15 protein-coding genes and 1 pseudogene are annotated in these 17362 nt (G+C 53.9%); 14 read left to right on the top strand and 2 right to left on the bottom strand.

Translation table 11 applies throughout. The annotated features are described in order from the left end of the window. The first annotated feature begins 75 nt into the window (after nt 1-75). From ABCS64_RS04595 to ABCS64_RS04530, 14 genes and pseudogenes are all read left to right on the top strand, one after another. Entirely contained in the window at nt 76-1116 is a 1041-nt protein-coding gene (locus tag ABCS64_RS04595; RefSeq protein ID WP_418890727.1) for an ABC transporter substrate-binding protein, read from the top strand. 27 nt (nt 1117-1143) lie between these two features. Further along, nucleotides 1144-2700: a sugar ABC transporter ATP-binding protein gene (locus ABCS64_RS04590; protein ID WP_418890726.1), complete on the top strand. Its 1557-nt coding sequence runs from the start codon at nt 1144-1146 to the stop codon at nt 2698-2700. Further along, entirely contained in the window at nt 2697-3635 is a 939-nt protein-coding gene (locus tag ABCS64_RS04585) for an ABC transporter permease (protein ID WP_418890725.1), read from the top strand. The genes ABCS64_RS04590 and ABCS64_RS04585 overlap by 4 nt, the downstream gene beginning before the upstream one ends. Then, entirely contained in the window at nt 3632-4564 is a 933-nt protein-coding gene (locus ABCS64_RS04580; RefSeq protein ID WP_418890724.1) for an ABC transporter permease, read from the top strand. The genes ABCS64_RS04585 and ABCS64_RS04580 overlap by 4 nt, the downstream gene beginning before the upstream one ends. Before the next feature lie 60 nt (nt 4565-4624). After that, nucleotides 4625-5545, top strand: a complete 921-nt coding sequence (locus tag ABCS64_RS04575) for an SMP-30/gluconolactonase/LRE family protein (protein ID WP_418890723.1) — start codon at nt 4625-4627, stop codon at nt 5543-5545. A 63-nt stretch (nt 5546-5608) separates the two neighbouring features. Beyond that, nucleotides 5609-6049: a hypothetical protein gene (locus ABCS64_RS04570; protein WP_418890722.1), complete on the top strand. Its 441-nt coding sequence runs from the start codon at nt 5609-5611 to the stop codon at nt 6047-6049. Next, nucleotides 6033-6206, top strand: a pseudogene (locus tag ABCS64_RS04565) (hypothetical protein); the annotation flags it as partial. The gene ABCS64_RS04570 and the pseudogene ABCS64_RS04565, both read left to right, overlap by 17 nt. Nucleotides 6207-6495: 289 nt before the next feature. After that, nucleotides 6496-7062 carry an IS256 family transposase, variant Zn-binding type gene (locus ABCS64_RS04560; RefSeq protein WP_418889991.1) on the top strand — a complete coding sequence of 189 codons (567 nt, stop codon included), beginning with the start codon at nt 6496-6498 and terminating at the stop codon, nt 7060-7062. A gap of 252 nt (nt 7063-7314) precedes the next feature. Beyond that, a complete protein-coding gene (locus ABCS64_RS04555) occupies nt 7315-8856 on the top strand; it encodes a YdgA family protein (RefSeq protein WP_418890721.1) in 1542 nt (513 codons plus the stop codon). Between the two features lie 48 nt (nt 8857-8904). Beyond that, complete coding sequence (locus tag ABCS64_RS04550) at nt 8905-10056, top strand: MFS transporter (protein ID WP_418890720.1); 1152 nt, start codon at nt 8905-8907, stop codon at nt 10054-10056. A gap of 129 nt (nt 10057-10185) precedes the next feature. Beyond that, nucleotides 10186-11290 (top strand): peptide chain release factor 2 gene (prfB, locus tag ABCS64_RS04545; RefSeq protein WP_418890719.1). Its coding sequence is split into 2 segments (ribosomal slippage): nt 10186-10266 and nt 10268-11290, totalling 1104 coding nucleotides; the frame shifts between segments, so codons are not numbered across the junction. A gap of 107 nt (nt 11291-11397) precedes the next feature. After that, nucleotides 11398-12924: a lysine--tRNA ligase gene (gene lysS / locus ABCS64_RS04540; RefSeq protein WP_418890718.1), complete on the top strand. Its 1527-nt coding sequence runs from the start codon at nt 11398-11400 to the stop codon at nt 12922-12924. 9 nt (nt 12925-12933) lie between these two features. Beyond that, nucleotides 12934-13170 carry a hypothetical protein gene (locus tag ABCS64_RS04535; RefSeq protein ID WP_418890717.1) on the top strand — a complete coding sequence of 79 codons (237 nt, stop codon included), beginning with the start codon at nt 12934-12936 and terminating at the stop codon, nt 13168-13170. 67 nt (nt 13171-13237) lie between these two features. Further along, the gene (locus tag ABCS64_RS04530) at nt 13238-14200 is read left to right on the top strand and encodes a hypothetical protein (RefSeq protein WP_418890716.1); all 963 of its coding nucleotides are present in this window, start codon (nt 13238-13240) and stop codon (nt 14198-14200) included. 975 nt (nt 14201-15175) lie between these two features. Here ABCS64_RS04530 and ABCS64_RS04525 read toward each other — a convergent pair. Next, entirely contained in the window at nt 15176-16456 is a 1281-nt protein-coding gene (locus ABCS64_RS04525; protein ID WP_418890715.1) for a TRAP transporter large permease, read from the bottom strand. Next, complete coding sequence (locus ABCS64_RS04520) at nt 16453-17031, bottom strand: TRAP transporter small permease (RefSeq protein ID WP_418890714.1); 579 nt, start codon at nt 17029-17031, stop codon at nt 16453-16455. The genes ABCS64_RS04525 and ABCS64_RS04520 overlap by 4 nt, the downstream gene beginning before the upstream one ends. Nucleotides 17032-17362: the final 331 nt, after the last annotated feature.

The following is a 17362-nucleotide window of genomic DNA, read 5'->3' as shown; positions in this document are numbered from 1 at the left end:
TGAGGCAATAGGTAAAACACTCCGTGTGGCGACGGTGCCATTTGGTACGACGTATAACCTAAAAGGAGGATGAGAATGCCAAGCAACCAGATGACAAAGCGCACATTGATGACTGCCGTCGTTTTGGGCCTGATGACCACCCTGTCTGTCGGCACGCCTGTTTATGCCGCAGATACGGCCAAGAAAAAAATTGCACTCTCGAATAATTACGCAGGGAATTCCTGGCGTCAGGCAATGCTCAAAAGCTGGGAAAAGAATGCCAAGGATGCCGTAGCCAAAGGTATCGTCGCCGCCGCACCAAGCTTTACTACCGCCGAAAACCAGGCTACTGAACAGGCCGCACAGGTGCAGAATTTGATCCTTCAGGGATACGACGCCATCGTGATTAATTCGGCATCGCCGACCGCGTTGAATGGCGCTGTCAAGCAGGCGTGTGATGCGGGTATCGTCGTCGTTTCCTTCGATGGCATTGTGACCGAGCCATGTGCTTATCGGATTGCGGTCGATTTCAAGAAAATGGGATCCATGCAGATCGACTACTTTGCCAGCCGTGGCCTGAAAGGAAATCTGCTGGAAGTACGCGGACTAGCGGGCGTTTTTGTCGACGATGCCATCCATCAGGGCGTTGTCAGCGCGCTCAAGCAGCATCCGGAATTCAAGCTGGTCGGTAGCGTGCACGGCAACTGGACGCAGACCGTTGCCCAGAAAGAAGTCGCTGGCATTTTATCGACACTGCCAAAGATTGATGTTGTAGCAACGCAGGGCGGTGACGGCTTTGGCGTCGCCCAGGCATTTAAGGCGGCAGGGCGACCCATGCCGGTCATTTTCCTCGGCAACCGCCATGATGAACTGACGTGGTGGGCAGAGCAGCACAAGGCCAACGGTTATCAGACCATGTCGGTAGCCATTTCTCCTGGGGCTTCGACCTTTGCCTTCTGGGTTGCGCAGCAGGTGCTTGCGGGTGCCAAGGTGCCGAAAGAAATCGAGCTGCCGAGAACCATCGTAACGCAGGAAACGCTCGAAGCCTCGCTTAAGGCAACCGAGCCGGGCGGCGTCGTGAATGTCGAATATACACAGCAGGAAGTTATCGATCTCATCGGAAAAGCCGGTAAATAAGCGGCCTAAACGACGCGAGTCCAGGCGATGACAGGGCTGCTGGAAGTCCCGAATTCAGCGCCGTTGCTTTCGATCCGCCAGGCCAGCAAGTCTTTTGGTGCGGTTCAGGCCTTGCGCGACGTCAGTCTGACGGTACGCGCGGGTGAGTGCCTGGGGCTTGCCGGACACAATGGCGCCGGCAAGTCGACGCTGATGAACGTTCTTTGTGGCACGCTTACGCCAGATAGCGGCGAGCTGAGCTTCGGCACGCAAAAAATCAATCCACATGATTGGAGCGTGATTGAAGCTCGGCGGCATGGCGTGCGTCGTGTTTTCCAGGAACTTTCGCTGTGTGACAACCTGACTCTGGCGGAAAATTTGCAGATTGCACTGCCACGGCGCGGGCGAAACTGGCGCAGGCGCGCGGGGGAAGCGATTTTGCTGAAGCTCGATGAAATATTTCCTGGACATACATTCCATCCAGGCCGGGTAGTTGGCGAATTGCCGATTGGTCAGCGGCAGGCTATCGAAATTGCCCGGGCATTTACTCCGTCCGAAGCAGAAGGTGATTCTCCGGTAACTTTAATGATTCTGGACGAACCCACTTCATCGCTTGATCAGCGGGCAGCAGAACAACTTCTGGAGTACGTTCGCCGCTTTGTCGCTTCGGGCGGCGCGTGCATATTCATCACCCACAAGCTCAATGAAATTTTTGCCGTTGCCAACCGCGTGGTGGTCATGCGTGATGGGGCGATTGTCGACGACCGCGCCGCCAGCACAAGCAGCCGTGCCGCATTGGTAGCGGCGATGGGGCAGGAGGAAGCGCACCCGGTTGAGGGGGATTCGAGTCATGACAACGTACGCCGTGAAAATAAATCGGCCGCCGAAATTCATGGCGACACGATAACGCCGCCTGCCGTCGTTGAAGTGTCTTCCTGGCACGGTGGGGCAGGCCTGGTCGTACACCGTGGCGAAGTGCTCGGATTAGCCGGACTGGCCGGGCATGGGCAGACTGAACTGCTGGTCGCCCTAAAGCGCGCGGCCGATAAACCACAAAGCGCTCGCGGCACGATCCGGATCGATGGCAACGCCGCACTGGTTGCCGGCGATCGCCAGGCTGACGGAATTTTTCCGCGTTGGTCAATCAAGCGCAATATGAGTATTTCCTGGCTCAAGCTTTTGGGGCGTATCGGCTTTATCAACCCCGACGCGGAACATCAGCATGCCGAACGCTGGCGGGAAATACTCGAACTCAAAACGCCGCGTGTGGAGATGGATATTCTTTCCCTTTCCGGCGGCAATCAGCAAAAAGTACTCTTTGCCCGTGCCTTTGGCTCGAAAGCGCAGATCGTCCTCATGGACGATCCTATGCGCGGCGTCGATATCGGCACCAAGCACGATGTCTATCGTTTCATCGCTTCCGAAGCCGCAGCCGGGCGCAGTTTCCTGTGGTACACAACGGAATTTAGCGAGCTTTTTCAGTGTGACCGGGTGCTCGTGTTTAATAGCGGCCGTATCGTCGGCGAGCTTGCCCAACATGAACTGAGCGAAGCCAAGGTCATTGCCATGTCTTTCAATGAATCCTTGGGTGAGGCGAGGGGATGATTTCCGCCCGCATCGCTGCGCGCTTGCGCACATTGCTGCCGGCAGTTGCACTGGCCGGATTGCTGATTGCCGTCATCTCACAGCAACCGCGGGCAGCCAGCTATTTTGGTCTTAATTTGCTGCTCAATCTGGCCATCCCGATCATTTTTGCTACCCTGGCACAAGTCGTGATTTTGGCGGTCAGTGACATTGATCTTTCAATCGGCGCCTTTGTTTCCTTGACAGCAACCATAGGCGCAACATTGTTGCCGAACAGCCCGGGCATCGCTGTCACGGCCTATGTACTGTGTATTGCCGCCTACGCTGCGGTTGGAGCATTGGTCGAGTGGCGCGGTTTGCCAGCCATCGTTGTCACCCTGGGCATGTCGTTTGTCTGGCTTGGATGCGCCATACTATTACTACCAACGCCCGGCGGCACAGCGCCTGGCTGGTTGGGCAGTGCTTTACGTCTGCAACCGCCGTTTGTGCCTTTGCCAATCTGGGTTGCATTAGCGGCTTCTGTATTCGGCCATCTACTGATTTCACGTAGTGCTTTCGGCACGCGCATGCGCGGCCTCGGCGGTCAGCCGGCGGCTCTGGCGCGTGCCGGCGAATCGCTGGTCAGATTGCGCGCGCAGGTCTATGCCTGTGCGGGGTTGTTTGGCGTCATCGCCGGTTTGATGCTGGTCGGGCAAACCACCTCGGCTGACGCGAATATTGCTTCTCGCTATACGCTGGTTTCCATCGCGGCGGCAATTCTCGGCGGTTGTGAATTCATTGGCGGGCGCGTTGCGCCCGCAGGCGCTGTCATCGGTGCATTGACGATGACATTGGCTGCCTCATTCCTGACGTTCGTCAATGTCTCACCGGACTGGCAGGTAGGCATGCAGGGCGCAATTCTGATTGCCGTGCTGGCGCTGCGTGCCGCCATTGATCGCCTGGAGGACAAGCGATGATGTCGCGTTATCCCTGGTTGGGCGCTTGGGTTGCCGCGGTGGCGGCTTTCGCATTGACGCTGATCGGCGGGCAGGCCACGTCAGGCAGCGGGTTGCTTGGCGCCGCACTGAGTTTTTCGGCCTTGACCGTACTGGCGGCGCTGGGCCAGATGCTAGTAATTTCAGCGGGTCCAGGCAATGCGGATTTATCCATTCCTTCATCGATTGCATTGTCCAGCGCCGTTGCAATGCTGGTGATGGACGGGCAAAATTCCCTGATTTTTCCGGGATTGCTTGCTGCCTGTCTAGCCGGAGCAGCTGTTGGATTGGCGAATGCCTGCCTGATTCATATTCTACGCATTCCACCGATTATCGCTACGCTGGCGGCTTCACTCATTGTCATGTCCTGCGCCATCAGCATCGGGCGTGGCCTCAAGATCAAACCGCCGCCGCTATTTGCCGAAATGACTACGATGCGTATTTCGGGTATTCCTTTATTGGCCATTTTGGCGGTGTCAGTCAGCATTGCCGTATGGTTTGCCGTTGAACGAACGGCCTATGGACGGGCACTCTGCGCCATCGGCCAAAATCCGCGCGCCGCCGAACTGGCGGGAATCCACGTCAAACGTACGCATTTATTGACATATGTTTTATGTGCAGCGATGGCGGGGCTGACCGGCGCGCTGATCGCCGGTTTTGCCGGCGGAAACTCCCTCAACCAGGGCGAAGAGTATTTGATGGGTACGATTGCGGTTGTTGTCATCGGTGGCACCTCTGTCATTGGCGGACGCCCCTGTGTTCCTGGTATTTGGGGGGCCGCGCTATTCATGTTTCTGGTAGTGGCAATGCTTAATGCCGCCGGTGCCGGCTCGGGAGTACGTCTAGTACTGACAGGCTTGATCATTATTACCGTCATTGCGTTAAGCAGTACACGGCCTGGAGACCATTGAAACTAACGGCTCAGTGGAGTAGGGCAGATAAACAGCTTGGCTATTTTTCCGGAGAAAATCATGAATACCGATAAACAGGAAAAGTTGGGATTCGAGGCGATAGAACCTGAATTCAATGCATGTTTCTTTCCCCACGAGCAAGTTGAGCGGCTATGGAGCGGCGGACGCTGGTGCGAAGGTCCGGCATGGTTTCCTGCACACCGCTTGCTGGTATGGTCGGATATCCCGAATAATCGAATGCTAAGTTTCGATGAACGCAACAACGTTACGGGCATCTACCGAGCGCCATCCAACCACGCCAACGGCAATACGGTCGATTCGCAGGGGCGTTTGATTAGTTGCGAACACCTTGGACGGCGTGTCATTCGTCAGGAACATGATGGTCACCTGACTGTAATTGCTGATCGCTGGCAAGGAAAACGTCTGAATTCACCCAATGATGTCGTTGTCGCCACAGATGGCGCTATATGGTTTACCGATCCTGACTACGGAATTCTCTCGGATTATGAGGGCGACAAGGCCGATAGTGAAATCGGCTGCTGTCAGGTCTATCGGGTCGACCCAATTTCCGGTCAGGTTGATTGCGTTGCTGACGATTTTGTCAAGCCCAATGGGCTAGCCTTCTCGCGCGACGGCAAAAAGCTCTATATTGCCGATACCGGTGCAAGCCATGATCCCGACGGGCCTAAACATATCCGCATTTTTGACGTTATTGATGGCGGAAAGCGGCTAGGGAAGTCGCGTATTTTTGCTGAATGTACTGTTGGATTATTCGACGGTTTCCGCGTCGATCGTAATGATCGCTTGTGGATCAGTGCTGGAGATGGCATACATGTCTATAACCACAATGGCGCTTTGATCGGAAAATTACGGTTACCCGAAACGGTGGCGAATCTACAGTTTGGAGGAATTAAAGGGAATATTCTCTATATCTGCGCCACGCGCTCCCTATATTGCTGCCGCCTGGCGATATGCGGATAAATATCCCTCTGGTTTAAAGCCGATACTTCTTGGAAGTTACGGATCTTTTGACGAGTACGTAATGTGACAAAAAAGCTGTTTCTACTGAGCTGCATTTTTGTGGTAAGTGCAGCTTCCGCGCAAAGTGCCTTTTACTACTGCAATAAAGATGGAAGGAAGCTCGTATCTGACCGACCTTGTGAGGAACAAGGGGCAGAACTGACAAAAAAAGTTAGTCCGGAAGAGTTATATCCAATCAGTTCGGGAGGTGGCCTATCTGAAAATGACCGCAAGCGCGTCAAGCAAATAAATGATCGACTCCGTAATGAAGAGTCTCAGCATCAGAAACGTATGCAAAAATCTGTAGAAAATCATGTCCGTCAGGAGCATGATAAAGAACGTATATGCGGAAAATTGAACAAACAAAAGGAAAAAATAATTTCTCAGCAACGAATCCGCAGTACGCCCCAACTCAACAATAGGCATAAGGCAATCGATAATAAGTTATATGAGTATGGATGCTGAGCTCACGCTTTTAGGTGTAATGGACAAAATAGGTGTTAAAAATCGCTGTATTCCTTACGCTGCAAGGCTTTATAAGAGGTCAAAACCTTTGAACACAAAAAATGCTTTTTTTTGCGGCTCCAAACAGGTCAGGAAAGATGGCACCCAAAGTGGCAAACAACGCTACAGATGCGTGTCCTGTCACAAGCGTTTCAGCGGCGGGAAAAAGCTAAACCCCAACACCCTTTGGCAGCGCTACAGCGAAGGCAAGCAAAGTGCCGCACAGCTTGCCGCGCAGTACGGATACAGCCTCAAAACCATCCGTCGTCACCTCGCCAAAGCCCCTACACAGGCCGATTGCGTGCTGCCACAGGCACCCGTGAACCTCATCATGGACACCACCTATTTCGGCCGAAAATGGGGCGTCATGGTTCTCTACGACGCTCGCAGCAAGCGCGCCTTGGGTCGTGGCAGTCGAGCGGGAAACCAACGCGCTCTACACACAGGAAGTCGCTGCGTTGCAAGAAAAAGGGGTTTTGATACAAAGCATTATCTGCGATGGCAAAAGCGGCTTGCTAGGCTCCTTCCCGGATATACCCGTGCAAATGTGCCAGTTTCACCAAATCAAAATCGTCGTGCGCCACCTGACCAGAAAGCCTAAAAGCCCGGCAGCACAGGCGCTGCGTGCCCTGTCACTGACCCTGACGGAGAACACTCAGGCGGCGTTCGAGGAGGCCCTCAAGGGCTGGTACGAGCAGTACGCCGCCTTCCTGAACGAACGCAGCGTGAACGAGAAAACAGGCCGCTCTCACTACACGCATAAGCGTCTGCGCGCCGCGTACAACAGCCTGAAACGGCATCTGCCATGGTTGTTTACCTATGAGCGTTTTCCCAGGCTAGGCATCCCGAATACGACCAATTTGCTGGAAGGGAAATTCAGCGATATGAAGCGGCTTTTGCGGTGTCATCGGGGTTTGAAAAAGGAGAATAAGTTGCGCTTTATAAAACATTATTTCGCAAAGGATCCGTCCTAAAAACACCTATTTTGTCTATTAGAGCGTTATGTCTCGAAAAAAACACCTATTTTGTCCATTACGCCGGTTTTTATGCTACGGTCAAGCTACGGTCAAAAATAATTTTACATAATACAAATTATGCGAAATCGCATATATTTCCATTTATAAATTTTCGGTAAAATAACAATGTAATAAACACCCGGAAAAAACGCATTGGTGTTTTTTTAATTAAGGGTATTTCAGTTTTCTCTTTTCACAAAAATTTTACTCATGAATCGTTCTACCACTTTTGCTGGCGTTGTGCTGGCAGTCATTTTGGCGTATCCGGCCACTTCCTGGTTTCTGGGCAAACAGGTTGAAGATACCTGTAACGCGCAGTTGCACGAACAATTATCCGCAGTGCCATACATCAAACTTGTACGGAATGAATATAACCGCCGTATCTTTGATGCAACGCAAACAGTGACGCTCGAACTTCCTGCGGCACTGTTCACGATGCAGCTGCCGGCCGGCTCTGGTCAAACGACCACCGACCCAAACAACGCACCAAAAGACTCTGAACCTGCGGGTGAGTCACAGGAAAACACAGGAGCAGGATCTGAAAAATTCATCCAGCTTACGATTAACACGGATATCAAACACGGCCCTTTCCCCGGTTTTAAGGCATTGGGCGCTGCATCAGCGGAAAGCCGTATCAGTTTTGATCCGCAAACGCAGAAAATGGTCGATGCCGCTTTTACTGGCAAATCACCGTTGATGGCGAGCACGTTTTTTGGCTTTACCGGCGGGGGTTACAGCGTCGCACACATTGCTGCCTTCCATTACAGCGCGCCGAAGGAAAATGGCCATGGCGAGTACGTGTTTTCTGGGGATGAAATAGCGTGGCGGGTCGATTTCTCGCGCGGCCTCAAGCATTACTCAATGACGGGCAAAGCGCCGAAAATTGAGCTGATCGACGATGCCAAACTGGTTATCAATGGAATGACGTTCTCTAGTGACCAAAAGCGTGTATTCGACGACGATCCGCTGCTTTACTCGGGCAAACAGCGCTTTACGATGGAGCACATTGAGGCCGGTATGCCGGAGGAAAAGGCCCTGCCGATACAGATAAAAAATTTTGTTGCCGAGGGCGAAATTTCTGCACCAGGCAATTCCGCGCCGAACCAGTTTCTCGACATGATTGCCAAGATGGGTATCGAAGAATTTAAATTTGGGGAACAGAATTATGGGCCGGCGCACTACGACTTTTCTGCCCGTCACCTCAATCCGCGTAAGCTCTCTGCCCTTTACCGCAATACGCTGGAAGTCTACAAGTATCTGCCGCCGAATGGTGATACACCCTCTTTTAATGCGCTTAATGTTTTCCAGCCCATACTGGCCTCACTGCAAGACTTAACGCTTGATAACGCTGAATTTGCTGTCGACCGACTGAGTTTTAATACGCCGTACGGAGAAACCCGACTCAGCGCCAAAATCAAGTTAAACGACGCCGTCAAAGAGGATTGGTATAACCCCTTAATGTTGATTGGCAAGCTGGATCTGATGGCCGACCTGAATGTTCCGGAGCTTTTGTTGAACGAATTGCTGGCAAGCAAGTTGCCGAGTGGCGACAAAAGTAGTGCGCATCAGGAGGACAAAGCTCAGCGTGCCCTCGCCCGCCAGCAAGCTATCCAGAAACAAGTGGCGCGTTTTATCGAACAAGGCTATATCAAACGTGCAGACGGCATGCTCAAGAGCAGAATCGAATTTCATTCCGGCAAGTTGCTGTGCAATGACAAGCTGTTCAATCCGTTTCAGGGCCTAGCGAGATAAATTCAGCGAAATTCGGGTACAGGGTAAAGCCAAGCTCATGATGGAGCGATGTGCGCCAGCCCTCTGCTGATTCGCCTGATTGCCGTTCAGGTGCTCATCCACGCCAGCATGACGGGGATGCGTATGGCGGCTCCCCTGCTGGTGTTGCGTCAGGGACATAGCGCTATCGCTGCCGGTGCGTTGATTTCACTTTTTGCCCTGGCGCCTGTTTTTCTTTCTGTTCCTGCGGGGCGTTTCGCCGATCGCAATACGCTTCAACGTCCTGTTGCGATCAGCATTATTTGCGCCGTAACCAGTGCAGCCCTCGCGGCGGCTTTCCCAATTTTTCCTGTTCTCTGTTTCTCTGCCCTGATGATCGGTGGCGCAGCGAGCAGCGCATTGATTGCTTTGCAGCGCCACACCGGACGCATGGCGACAAACCAGACGGAACTTCGGCAGGTTTTTAGCTGGCTTGCATTGAGCACGGCCATTTCCAGTGTTATCGGACCTTTTTTGTCTGGTCTGGTCATCGACCACGCCAATTTCCGTGTCGCTTTTGCCCTGATGGCCACCCTACCGATCACTTCCTGGTTTCTCGTACGCCACGTGCCTGTATCTAAAGCGCCCAAAGCCAAGACGGAAACGGCGAAAAAGCAACATTTTTGGGATCTGCTTAGGGAAGCGCCGCTACGCCGCTTACTGGCGCTCAACTGGCTGATTGCCTCAAGCTGGGATGTACACACCTTTGTTGTGCCGCTGCTGGGGCATGAACGCGATTTTAGCGCTTCGGTTATTGGTACGATTCTCGGCGTATTTGCTGTCGCCGCTGCCATTATCCGCCTAGTTCTGCCGCTCATTGCCGCACGTTTGCAGGAATGGGCGGTCATTTTTTCAGCAATGCTGATGACTGCCACGTTATATAGCATCTACCCGCTGCTTGAATCGCCCTTGGCGATGGGGATCTGCTCGCTACTGCTCGGCGCAACGCTGGGTTCGGTTCAGCCGATGATCATGAGTTCCCTGCACCAGATCACCCCCGAACACCGGCAGGGAGAGGCGCTCGGACTGCGGATGATGTCAGTCACTGCCGCCGGTGCGCTGATGCCCATAGTTTTTGGCGGAGCCGGTCAAGCCATTGGTCTGCTGGGTGTATTTTGGGGCGTCGGTATCATGGTGGCCGCCGGGTCGCGCCTGGCCTGGCGCATGCAAAAACGCGGCTAAGCGCAGCGCACTGCTGCTTAATTGCATAGATGCCTTGCATTCATCGGAAGGTTGGCCGCAGCCGGCGTATTCGGGTGACGTGTAACCGATATAATGCGATTTTTGTCATTTTTGCCCAAGGCAGAATTTATGGAAGCCGAAAATATTAATCTCATTACCGGTCGCCTCGACGATCTTGGCCAGCGTGCCAGTCAATTGCGGAGGTATCTTTGACTACGATCGCAAAGCCGATCAGCTCAATGCGGTCAATCGGGAATTAGAAGATCCCTCAGTCTGGAATAACGCCGAGCGTGCGCAAGATCTGGCCAAGGAAAAAAAATCTCTGGAAGCCGTCGTACTGACGCTCGATGCGGTATCCGCCGCACTCAAGGACGCAAGCGAACTCTTTGAAATCGCGCACGAGGAAAATGACGATGAAACATTGAATGCCGTATCCAGCGATCTTGACGAAATCGAGAAAAATGTCGGCGGGCTGGAGTTTCGCCGTATGTTCAATAATCCGGCCGACCCGCTCAACTGCTTTCTGGACATCCAGGCCGGCGCGGGCGGCACCGAGGCGCAGGACTGGGCATCGATGCTATTGCGCATGTATGTGAAATACGGTGAGCGAAAAGGCTATACGGTCGATGTGCTGGATGAATCCGAAGGTGACGTTGCCGGCATCAAAACGGCGACGATCAAACTCTCCGGCGACTACTGCTTTGGCATGCTGCGTTCGGAAACCGGTATCCACCGTTTGGTGCGCAAATCACCGTTTGACTCGAATGCCCGCCGGCATACGAGCTTTGCTTCGGTGTTCGTTTACCCGGAAGTCGACGACTCGTTTGAAATCGAGGTCAATCCTGCCGATCTGCGCATCGACACTTACCGCGCGTCCGGCGCGGGCGGCCAGCACATCAACAAAACCGATTCGGCGGTACGGATCACTCACCTGCCCTCCGGCATCGTCGTCCAATGCCAGAACGACCGTTCGCAGCACCGTAACCGCGCCGAAGCAATGGCAATGCTCAAATCGCGCCTCTACGAGGCTGAGTTGCGCAAGCGCCAGGCCGAGCAGCAAAAGCTGGAAGACGCCAAGACCGACATCGGCTGGGGACACCAGATCCGCTCTTACGTTCTCGACCAGTCGCGCATCAAGGATCTGCGCACTAACGTCGAAATTGGCGACACACAGCGCGTACTCGATGGTGATCTTGATACTTTCATCGAAGCCAGCCTCAAGCAGGGCGTTTAACGTTGCGACGGAGTCCGGCCATGCGCCGCTCCCCTGCTCCGCCCCCAAGCATATTCCCTTAAACCCCGCGAATATCCGCACTCTACCTTAGCGAAAGACGAATTTATATGTCCGAGAAAGCCGAAAACAGCGTTGAAAACTGCGCCAGTACACCTGTTCAGGATGAAAACCACATCATCGCGGAACGCCGTGCCAAGCTTACCGAATGGCGTACCAGCGGTAAAGCCTATCCTAACGATTTTGCGCGCGAGGATATTTCGAGCAAGCTCATCGAACAGTATGGCGACAAGAGCAACGAAGCGCTGGAAGCACAGCCGGTTGAAGTCAAAATAGCCGGCCGTATCATGCTCAAGCGCGTCATGGGCAAAGCTTCGTTTGTCACCATCGCCGACATGGGCGGCCGCATCCAGCTCTATATCGCGCGCGACAAAGTGGGCGAAGCGGTGTACGCCGAGTTCAAGCGTTGGGACATCGGCGACATTATCGGTGCGGTGGGTGTGCTATTCCGCACCCGGACGGGCGAGCTGACTGTGCAATGCACGCAAATCCGTCTGCTATCAAAATCGCTGCGGCCATTGCCGGAAAAATTCCACGGACTGACCGATCAGGAACAAAAATACCGTATGCGCCATCTCGATCTGATCATGAACGAGTCGTCGCGTTTCACCTTCATGGCGCGCAGCCGCATCATTCAGTCGATCCGCAATTACATGACGAATCACGGATTTCTCGAAGTGGAAACCCCCATGATGCATCCGATTCCGGGGGGAGCGTCGGCGCGTCCGTTCGTCACCCATCATAATACGCTCGACATGGCGCTGTATCTACGCATTGCTCCTGAGCTATACCTCAAGAAACTGGTCGTTGGCGGTTTCGAGAAGGTCTTCGAGCTGAACCGCAATTTCCGTAATGAAGGAATGAGTCCGCGCCATAATCCCGAATTCACCATGATGGAGTTTTACGAAGCCTATTCGGAATACCATCGGCTCATGGACTTTACCGAAGGGCTGCTGCGTTATGCCGCGCGCGATGCACTGGGCGCGGAAGTATTCGAATACCAAGGCCGCACGCTCGATCTTTCACGCCCGTTTGACCGCCTGACGATGGTTGAGGCGATTCTCAAGTACCGCCCGCAATATACGCGTGAACAGCTTACCGACGCCGGCTGGCTGCGCGACAAGCTCACCGGCATGAAAGTCGAACTGAAGGCGGATATGGGACTGGGCGCCTTGCAATTACTGATGTTCGAGGAAACCGTCGAGGCCGACTTGTGGAATCCGACCTTCATCGTTGATTATCCGGCCGAAGTCAGCCCGCTGGCACGCAAGAGCGACAGCAATCCGGAAATTACCGAGCGCTTCGAACTGTTCATCGTCGGCCGAGAGATCGCCAACGGCTTTTCTGAACTCAACGATCCGGAGGATCAGGCAGAGCGTTTCCTTGCACAGGCCAAGGCCAAAGAAGCCGGTGACGAAGAAGCCATGTACTACGACGCCGATTACATTCGTGCATTGGAATATGGCTTGCCGCCGACTGGCGGCTGCGGCATTGGCATCGACCGCCTGGTGATGCTGCTGACCGATTCGGCAAACATCCGTGATGTGATTCTCTTCCCGCAGATGCGTCCGGAATAAGAAGGTGCCATGCAAACCTTCAGCGTCAGACAAATTCTCGATGGCAAGGCGCCTGCCAACCAACCTGTTGTCGCCAAAGGCTGGGTGCGCACTCGGCGCGCTTCCAAAGCGGGCATTTCTTTCATCGCGCTTTCGGACGGCTCCTGTTTTCGCCCGATACAGATCGTTGCGCCGGAAAGCCTGGAAAATTATGCGGATGAAGAAAGTCGTTGCTATGCATTTCGTACGCAAAGAATACAAAAATAAACCACTCCGCCGTTCACACCGCCGTGTCATGCAGCAGTACTTTCATACCAATATAAGGAAGCCGTCCATGCAAAAAACTCTTATCGTCTTAGCACTTATCGCCATGCAGGCGAATGCGGCGCCGCTGTTCCACGATAACATCGCTGCCGGCAAACGGCCGCTAACCTATATCGGTAAAAACACTAAAGCGGCAACTACACTAGCGCTAACCCAAAAAACCGATGGCGGTGATACTGTGGCACGTGTCGCAGCAGGAAGCCCTGTCACCGTGCTGCTAGTGGACAACAAAGGTCACGCCCTTGTTAAAAATATCTTTGGCCTAACTGGCTGGGCACAAGCAGACACGAGTGGCGCACCCGTCGATAAGCTAGACGGCCTGCAAAAAGCAGAAATGGCTAAAAATACTTTCTTTTTTTACTTCGACCCAGCTAACAGCAAATTTTTGAACGAAACGCTGCCGATAAAAGGCGACAGGCCAGAAATCTATCGCGCGTTGCGCGGTAAATTTGCGGGTGACGATAAAGAATACCTGTTGCAATGCGATGAAGGTATGAGCGCCGACCCAAACTGCACCATCCTTCCTGCGGGCGACAACATACCGGACGGGCCCTATTACGGGGACAATACCTTAAACGGTGAAACCTACTATATTCCCGGTAATGGTTATATTTACACTGACACCCGCGCCAACCTCTTCTATCAAACACGCAGTAAATATGTATTGCAAGACGGTAAATTGAGCAAAATCAAACAACCCTATCAATACATCGGAGTAAACAGCAAAGCACAAAACAGTTTCAAACTGGATGGATTAGACGGCAAGAAACACGCAGTAAAAAAAGGTGAAAAAGTGCACATCATCCTTGATGATCCATACGCTATTCCCTGCAAGGAAGATAGCCTTTGCAACATAAAACTACTGCTGAAGAACTCACATGGCAATATTGGTTGGGTTGTGCCTGACCTAGTCAATAGTGAATACGAAAACCCAGGACCAAAGATCGAATACATCCGTTTTTACGGAGACTGATCCCGCCTTTTCGCACGAAATGCCAGTACGACGGCTGTCGAGTTTTTATTGTGTACGAGGCAGTTGTGCCCCCCATCAAGCATGATAGTTCTGACGATATCTTTCATGCTGCAACCGTCCAGAAGCTGGTATGTGCTGACTCAGACAACTGTTTCAACGCCCTTCCTAAACTCTCTAGATGCATCTACCCGTTAGGAGCAGTCGAGGTAAATGCCTGGCAACGTGCCCTTAGGGCTTTCGGACCTTTTGTTATTTAGGGCTTCTCCGAGGAGGGTGCCCTGAAGCCCTTGTAAATAAGGCATCTCCGGGCACACTACCCGGAGACCCTTTATCCATGCGGGTTTCAGCGGTGCCTACCCGGAAACGCCCTGTTTACGCGGGCTCCAGCAGTGGCTAGTTGGTGGGCGGCAAGGAATATGGAGCACTGGCTGAGCGCTGCTTTAGGCTTGATGGGCAGCAGGCTTCCAAAACCCACTGCCCGGAAGCCCGCGTATTTAGGGCTTCTCCGAGGGGGATGTTCTGAAACCCTTGTAAATAAGGCATCTCCGGGCACCCTACCCGGAGATCCTTTATCCGCGTGGATTTCAGCGGTGCCTACCCGGAAACGCCCTGTTTATGCGGGCTCCAGCGGTAGCTGCTTGGCGGGCGGCAGGAATATGGGGGCACTGGCCAAGCGCCGCTTTAGGCTTGATGCGCAGCAGGCTTCCAAAACCCACTACCCGGAAGCCCACGTATTTAGGGCTTCTCCAAGGAGGATGCCCTGAAGCCCTTGTAAATAATGCATCTCCGGGCACCCTACCCGGAGACCCTTTATCCATGCGGGTTTCAGCGGTGCCTACCCGGAAACGCCCTGTTTATGCGGGCTCCAGCGGTGGCTGGTTGGTAGGCGGCAGGAATATGGGGGCACTGACCGTGCGCCGCGTTAGGCTTGATGGACAGCAGGCTGCGGCGCGGTGTTGGGAGTTGTCCCTGCCTTCAGCGTGTCATCCACTGGAGCGGCAGCATAACGATGCCAGGAAAGAAAACAAGCAGGAACATGACGGCAAACTGGGCGATCATGAAAGGAATGACGCCTGAAATAGCGCTGCTCATCGACACGCGCGCCACGCCACAAACGACGTTGAGCACAGTCCCCACCGGCGGGGTCACCAGTCCGATAGCGTTGTTGATCATGAACAATACGCCAAAATAGACCGGATCGATTCCAGCCTGCCTGAGCACGGGCATGAGCACCGGCGTCATGATCAGGATTGTCGGCGTCATGTCCAGTGCGGTGCCGACGAGCATGACCAGCACCATCAGGATGAAGGTCAGCAGCATCTTGTTACCCATGAACGGCTCGACCATCTGGGCGAGTTGCCCCGGAATATCCGCCGCCGTGATCAGCCAGGCCGATACGCCGGCCGCGGAGACGAGGAACATGATGACCGCCGTCGTTTCCGAGGCTTTGAGGAACAACCCGAATAATTGGGAGAGCTTGATCTCGCGGTAGATGAACAGGCCGACAACCAATGAATAAAATGCCGCGATGACCGCAGCCTCGGTCGGCGTGAATACGCCGATTTTCAGGCCGCCCACGACAACAACGGGGAGCACCAATGCCCAGGCGGCCCTGCGCGTTTCCTGCAAGCGCAGGCGCATGCTCATTTTGGGTTCGATCCGCATCGGGTCATTTTTCGTGCACCAGTACCAGGCGAGCATGATCGAAGCACCCATCAGGACGCCGGGAACGATACCCGCGATGAACAGCTTGGTAATCGATACGTTGCCCGTAACGCCGTACAGGATGAAGCCGATCGAGGGCGGAATGATCGGCGCGATCAGGCCGCCGCAGGAAATCAGGCCGCAAGAGCGGCTGATGTTATAGCCGGCATTGCGCATCAGCGGCACCAGCACCGCTGCCAGCGCCGCCGTATCGGCGACAGCCGAACCGGAAAGCGCTGCCATGGCGACCGCAGCCATGACGGCGACGTAGCCTAACCCACCGCGGATATGGCCAACCCAGGCCATGGCCATAGCAATGATGCGTCGCGTCATGCCGCCTGCGTTCATGAACTCGCCGGCCAGCATAAAGAAAGGAACAGCCAGTAGCGGGAAGCTGTTAGCGCCGTCCCACATGTTCTGGATGACGATCTGCGGATCGGTCATCCCCATGTAATACATCATGCACAGGCCGCAGCCGACCAGCGCGAAGGCAATCGGCATGCCGAGCGCCATGAGTCCAAGCAGCGAGACGATGAAGATGAAGACGATCATGGCTGTCCCTCTTCACGATGCATCTGCTCTTTAATTTCCCTCTGCGCTTCATGCGCATCCTCCATGCCCTCTTCCTGCACATCGACCAGCTCACTTTCGTCGACTTGCCCAAGGAAAAGGCGAACGAGGTTGGAAAGGCAGATTATGGTGATGGCGGTGCCGGTCAGGTAACTCACGCCGTACACCCAGAGCATGCTCATCTGCATGACGGCCGAGGCATTGGAAGCGATGATTTCATGCTGCAACCAGGTGCCATATAACATGTAGAGGCTGCAAACGGTCATGATGACCTGGCTGATGCCCCAGCAGATCTTGCGCCCCAGCACAGGCAAGGCCGCCACCAGCATATCTACGCCGAGATGGGTATGTTTGTGCATGCCGATGATTGCGCCAATGAAGGTCATCCAGATAAAGGCAAAGCGCGGCAGCTCTTCGGCAAAATCGATACCAGTGTTGAAAATCATCCGCAACATAACGTTGATGAAAACCAGCACAAACATCACGATCATGGTGATGACCATAATAATTTCCAGCAGACGGTAAAAACCGGCTTTAACTCGCTCCAGATTTTCCATCCTTCCGACTCCTTACCTCTCTTGGTGCATCACACGGCCGGCCTTGGCAAGATACCGTACGTAAAATCAATGAAAAATACGGTCGTATCGTTCAACCGCAAAGACATGTGCCACATGTGCCATTTGCGCCTTGCATAACGACACGCCCTACCGCCCTTTTCCCCTGCCGCTGTTTTCTTGTCCTACTTGTTCCAAACCGTATCACTTTCTCATTGATTTTACGGCGGTCGGTGCACTCGGCAACGTTACTGCCCCGCATGAGCGGGCGGCGCCGAAAATTTCGAGAGGAGTTCCTCACGCTATTTCGGCCGCCGCTTTTACGACATCAATT

Origin of the sequence: Dentiradicibacter hellwigii, assembly GCF_041770905.1 — a bacterium.
GTDB classification, from domain to species: domain Bacteria; phylum Pseudomonadota; class Gammaproteobacteria; order Burkholderiales; family Rhodocyclaceae; genus Propionivibrio; species Propionivibrio hellwigii.
The sequence above is the reverse complement of the archived record's forward strand: the minus strand, read 5'-3'. Positions and strand labels throughout refer to the sequence as shown.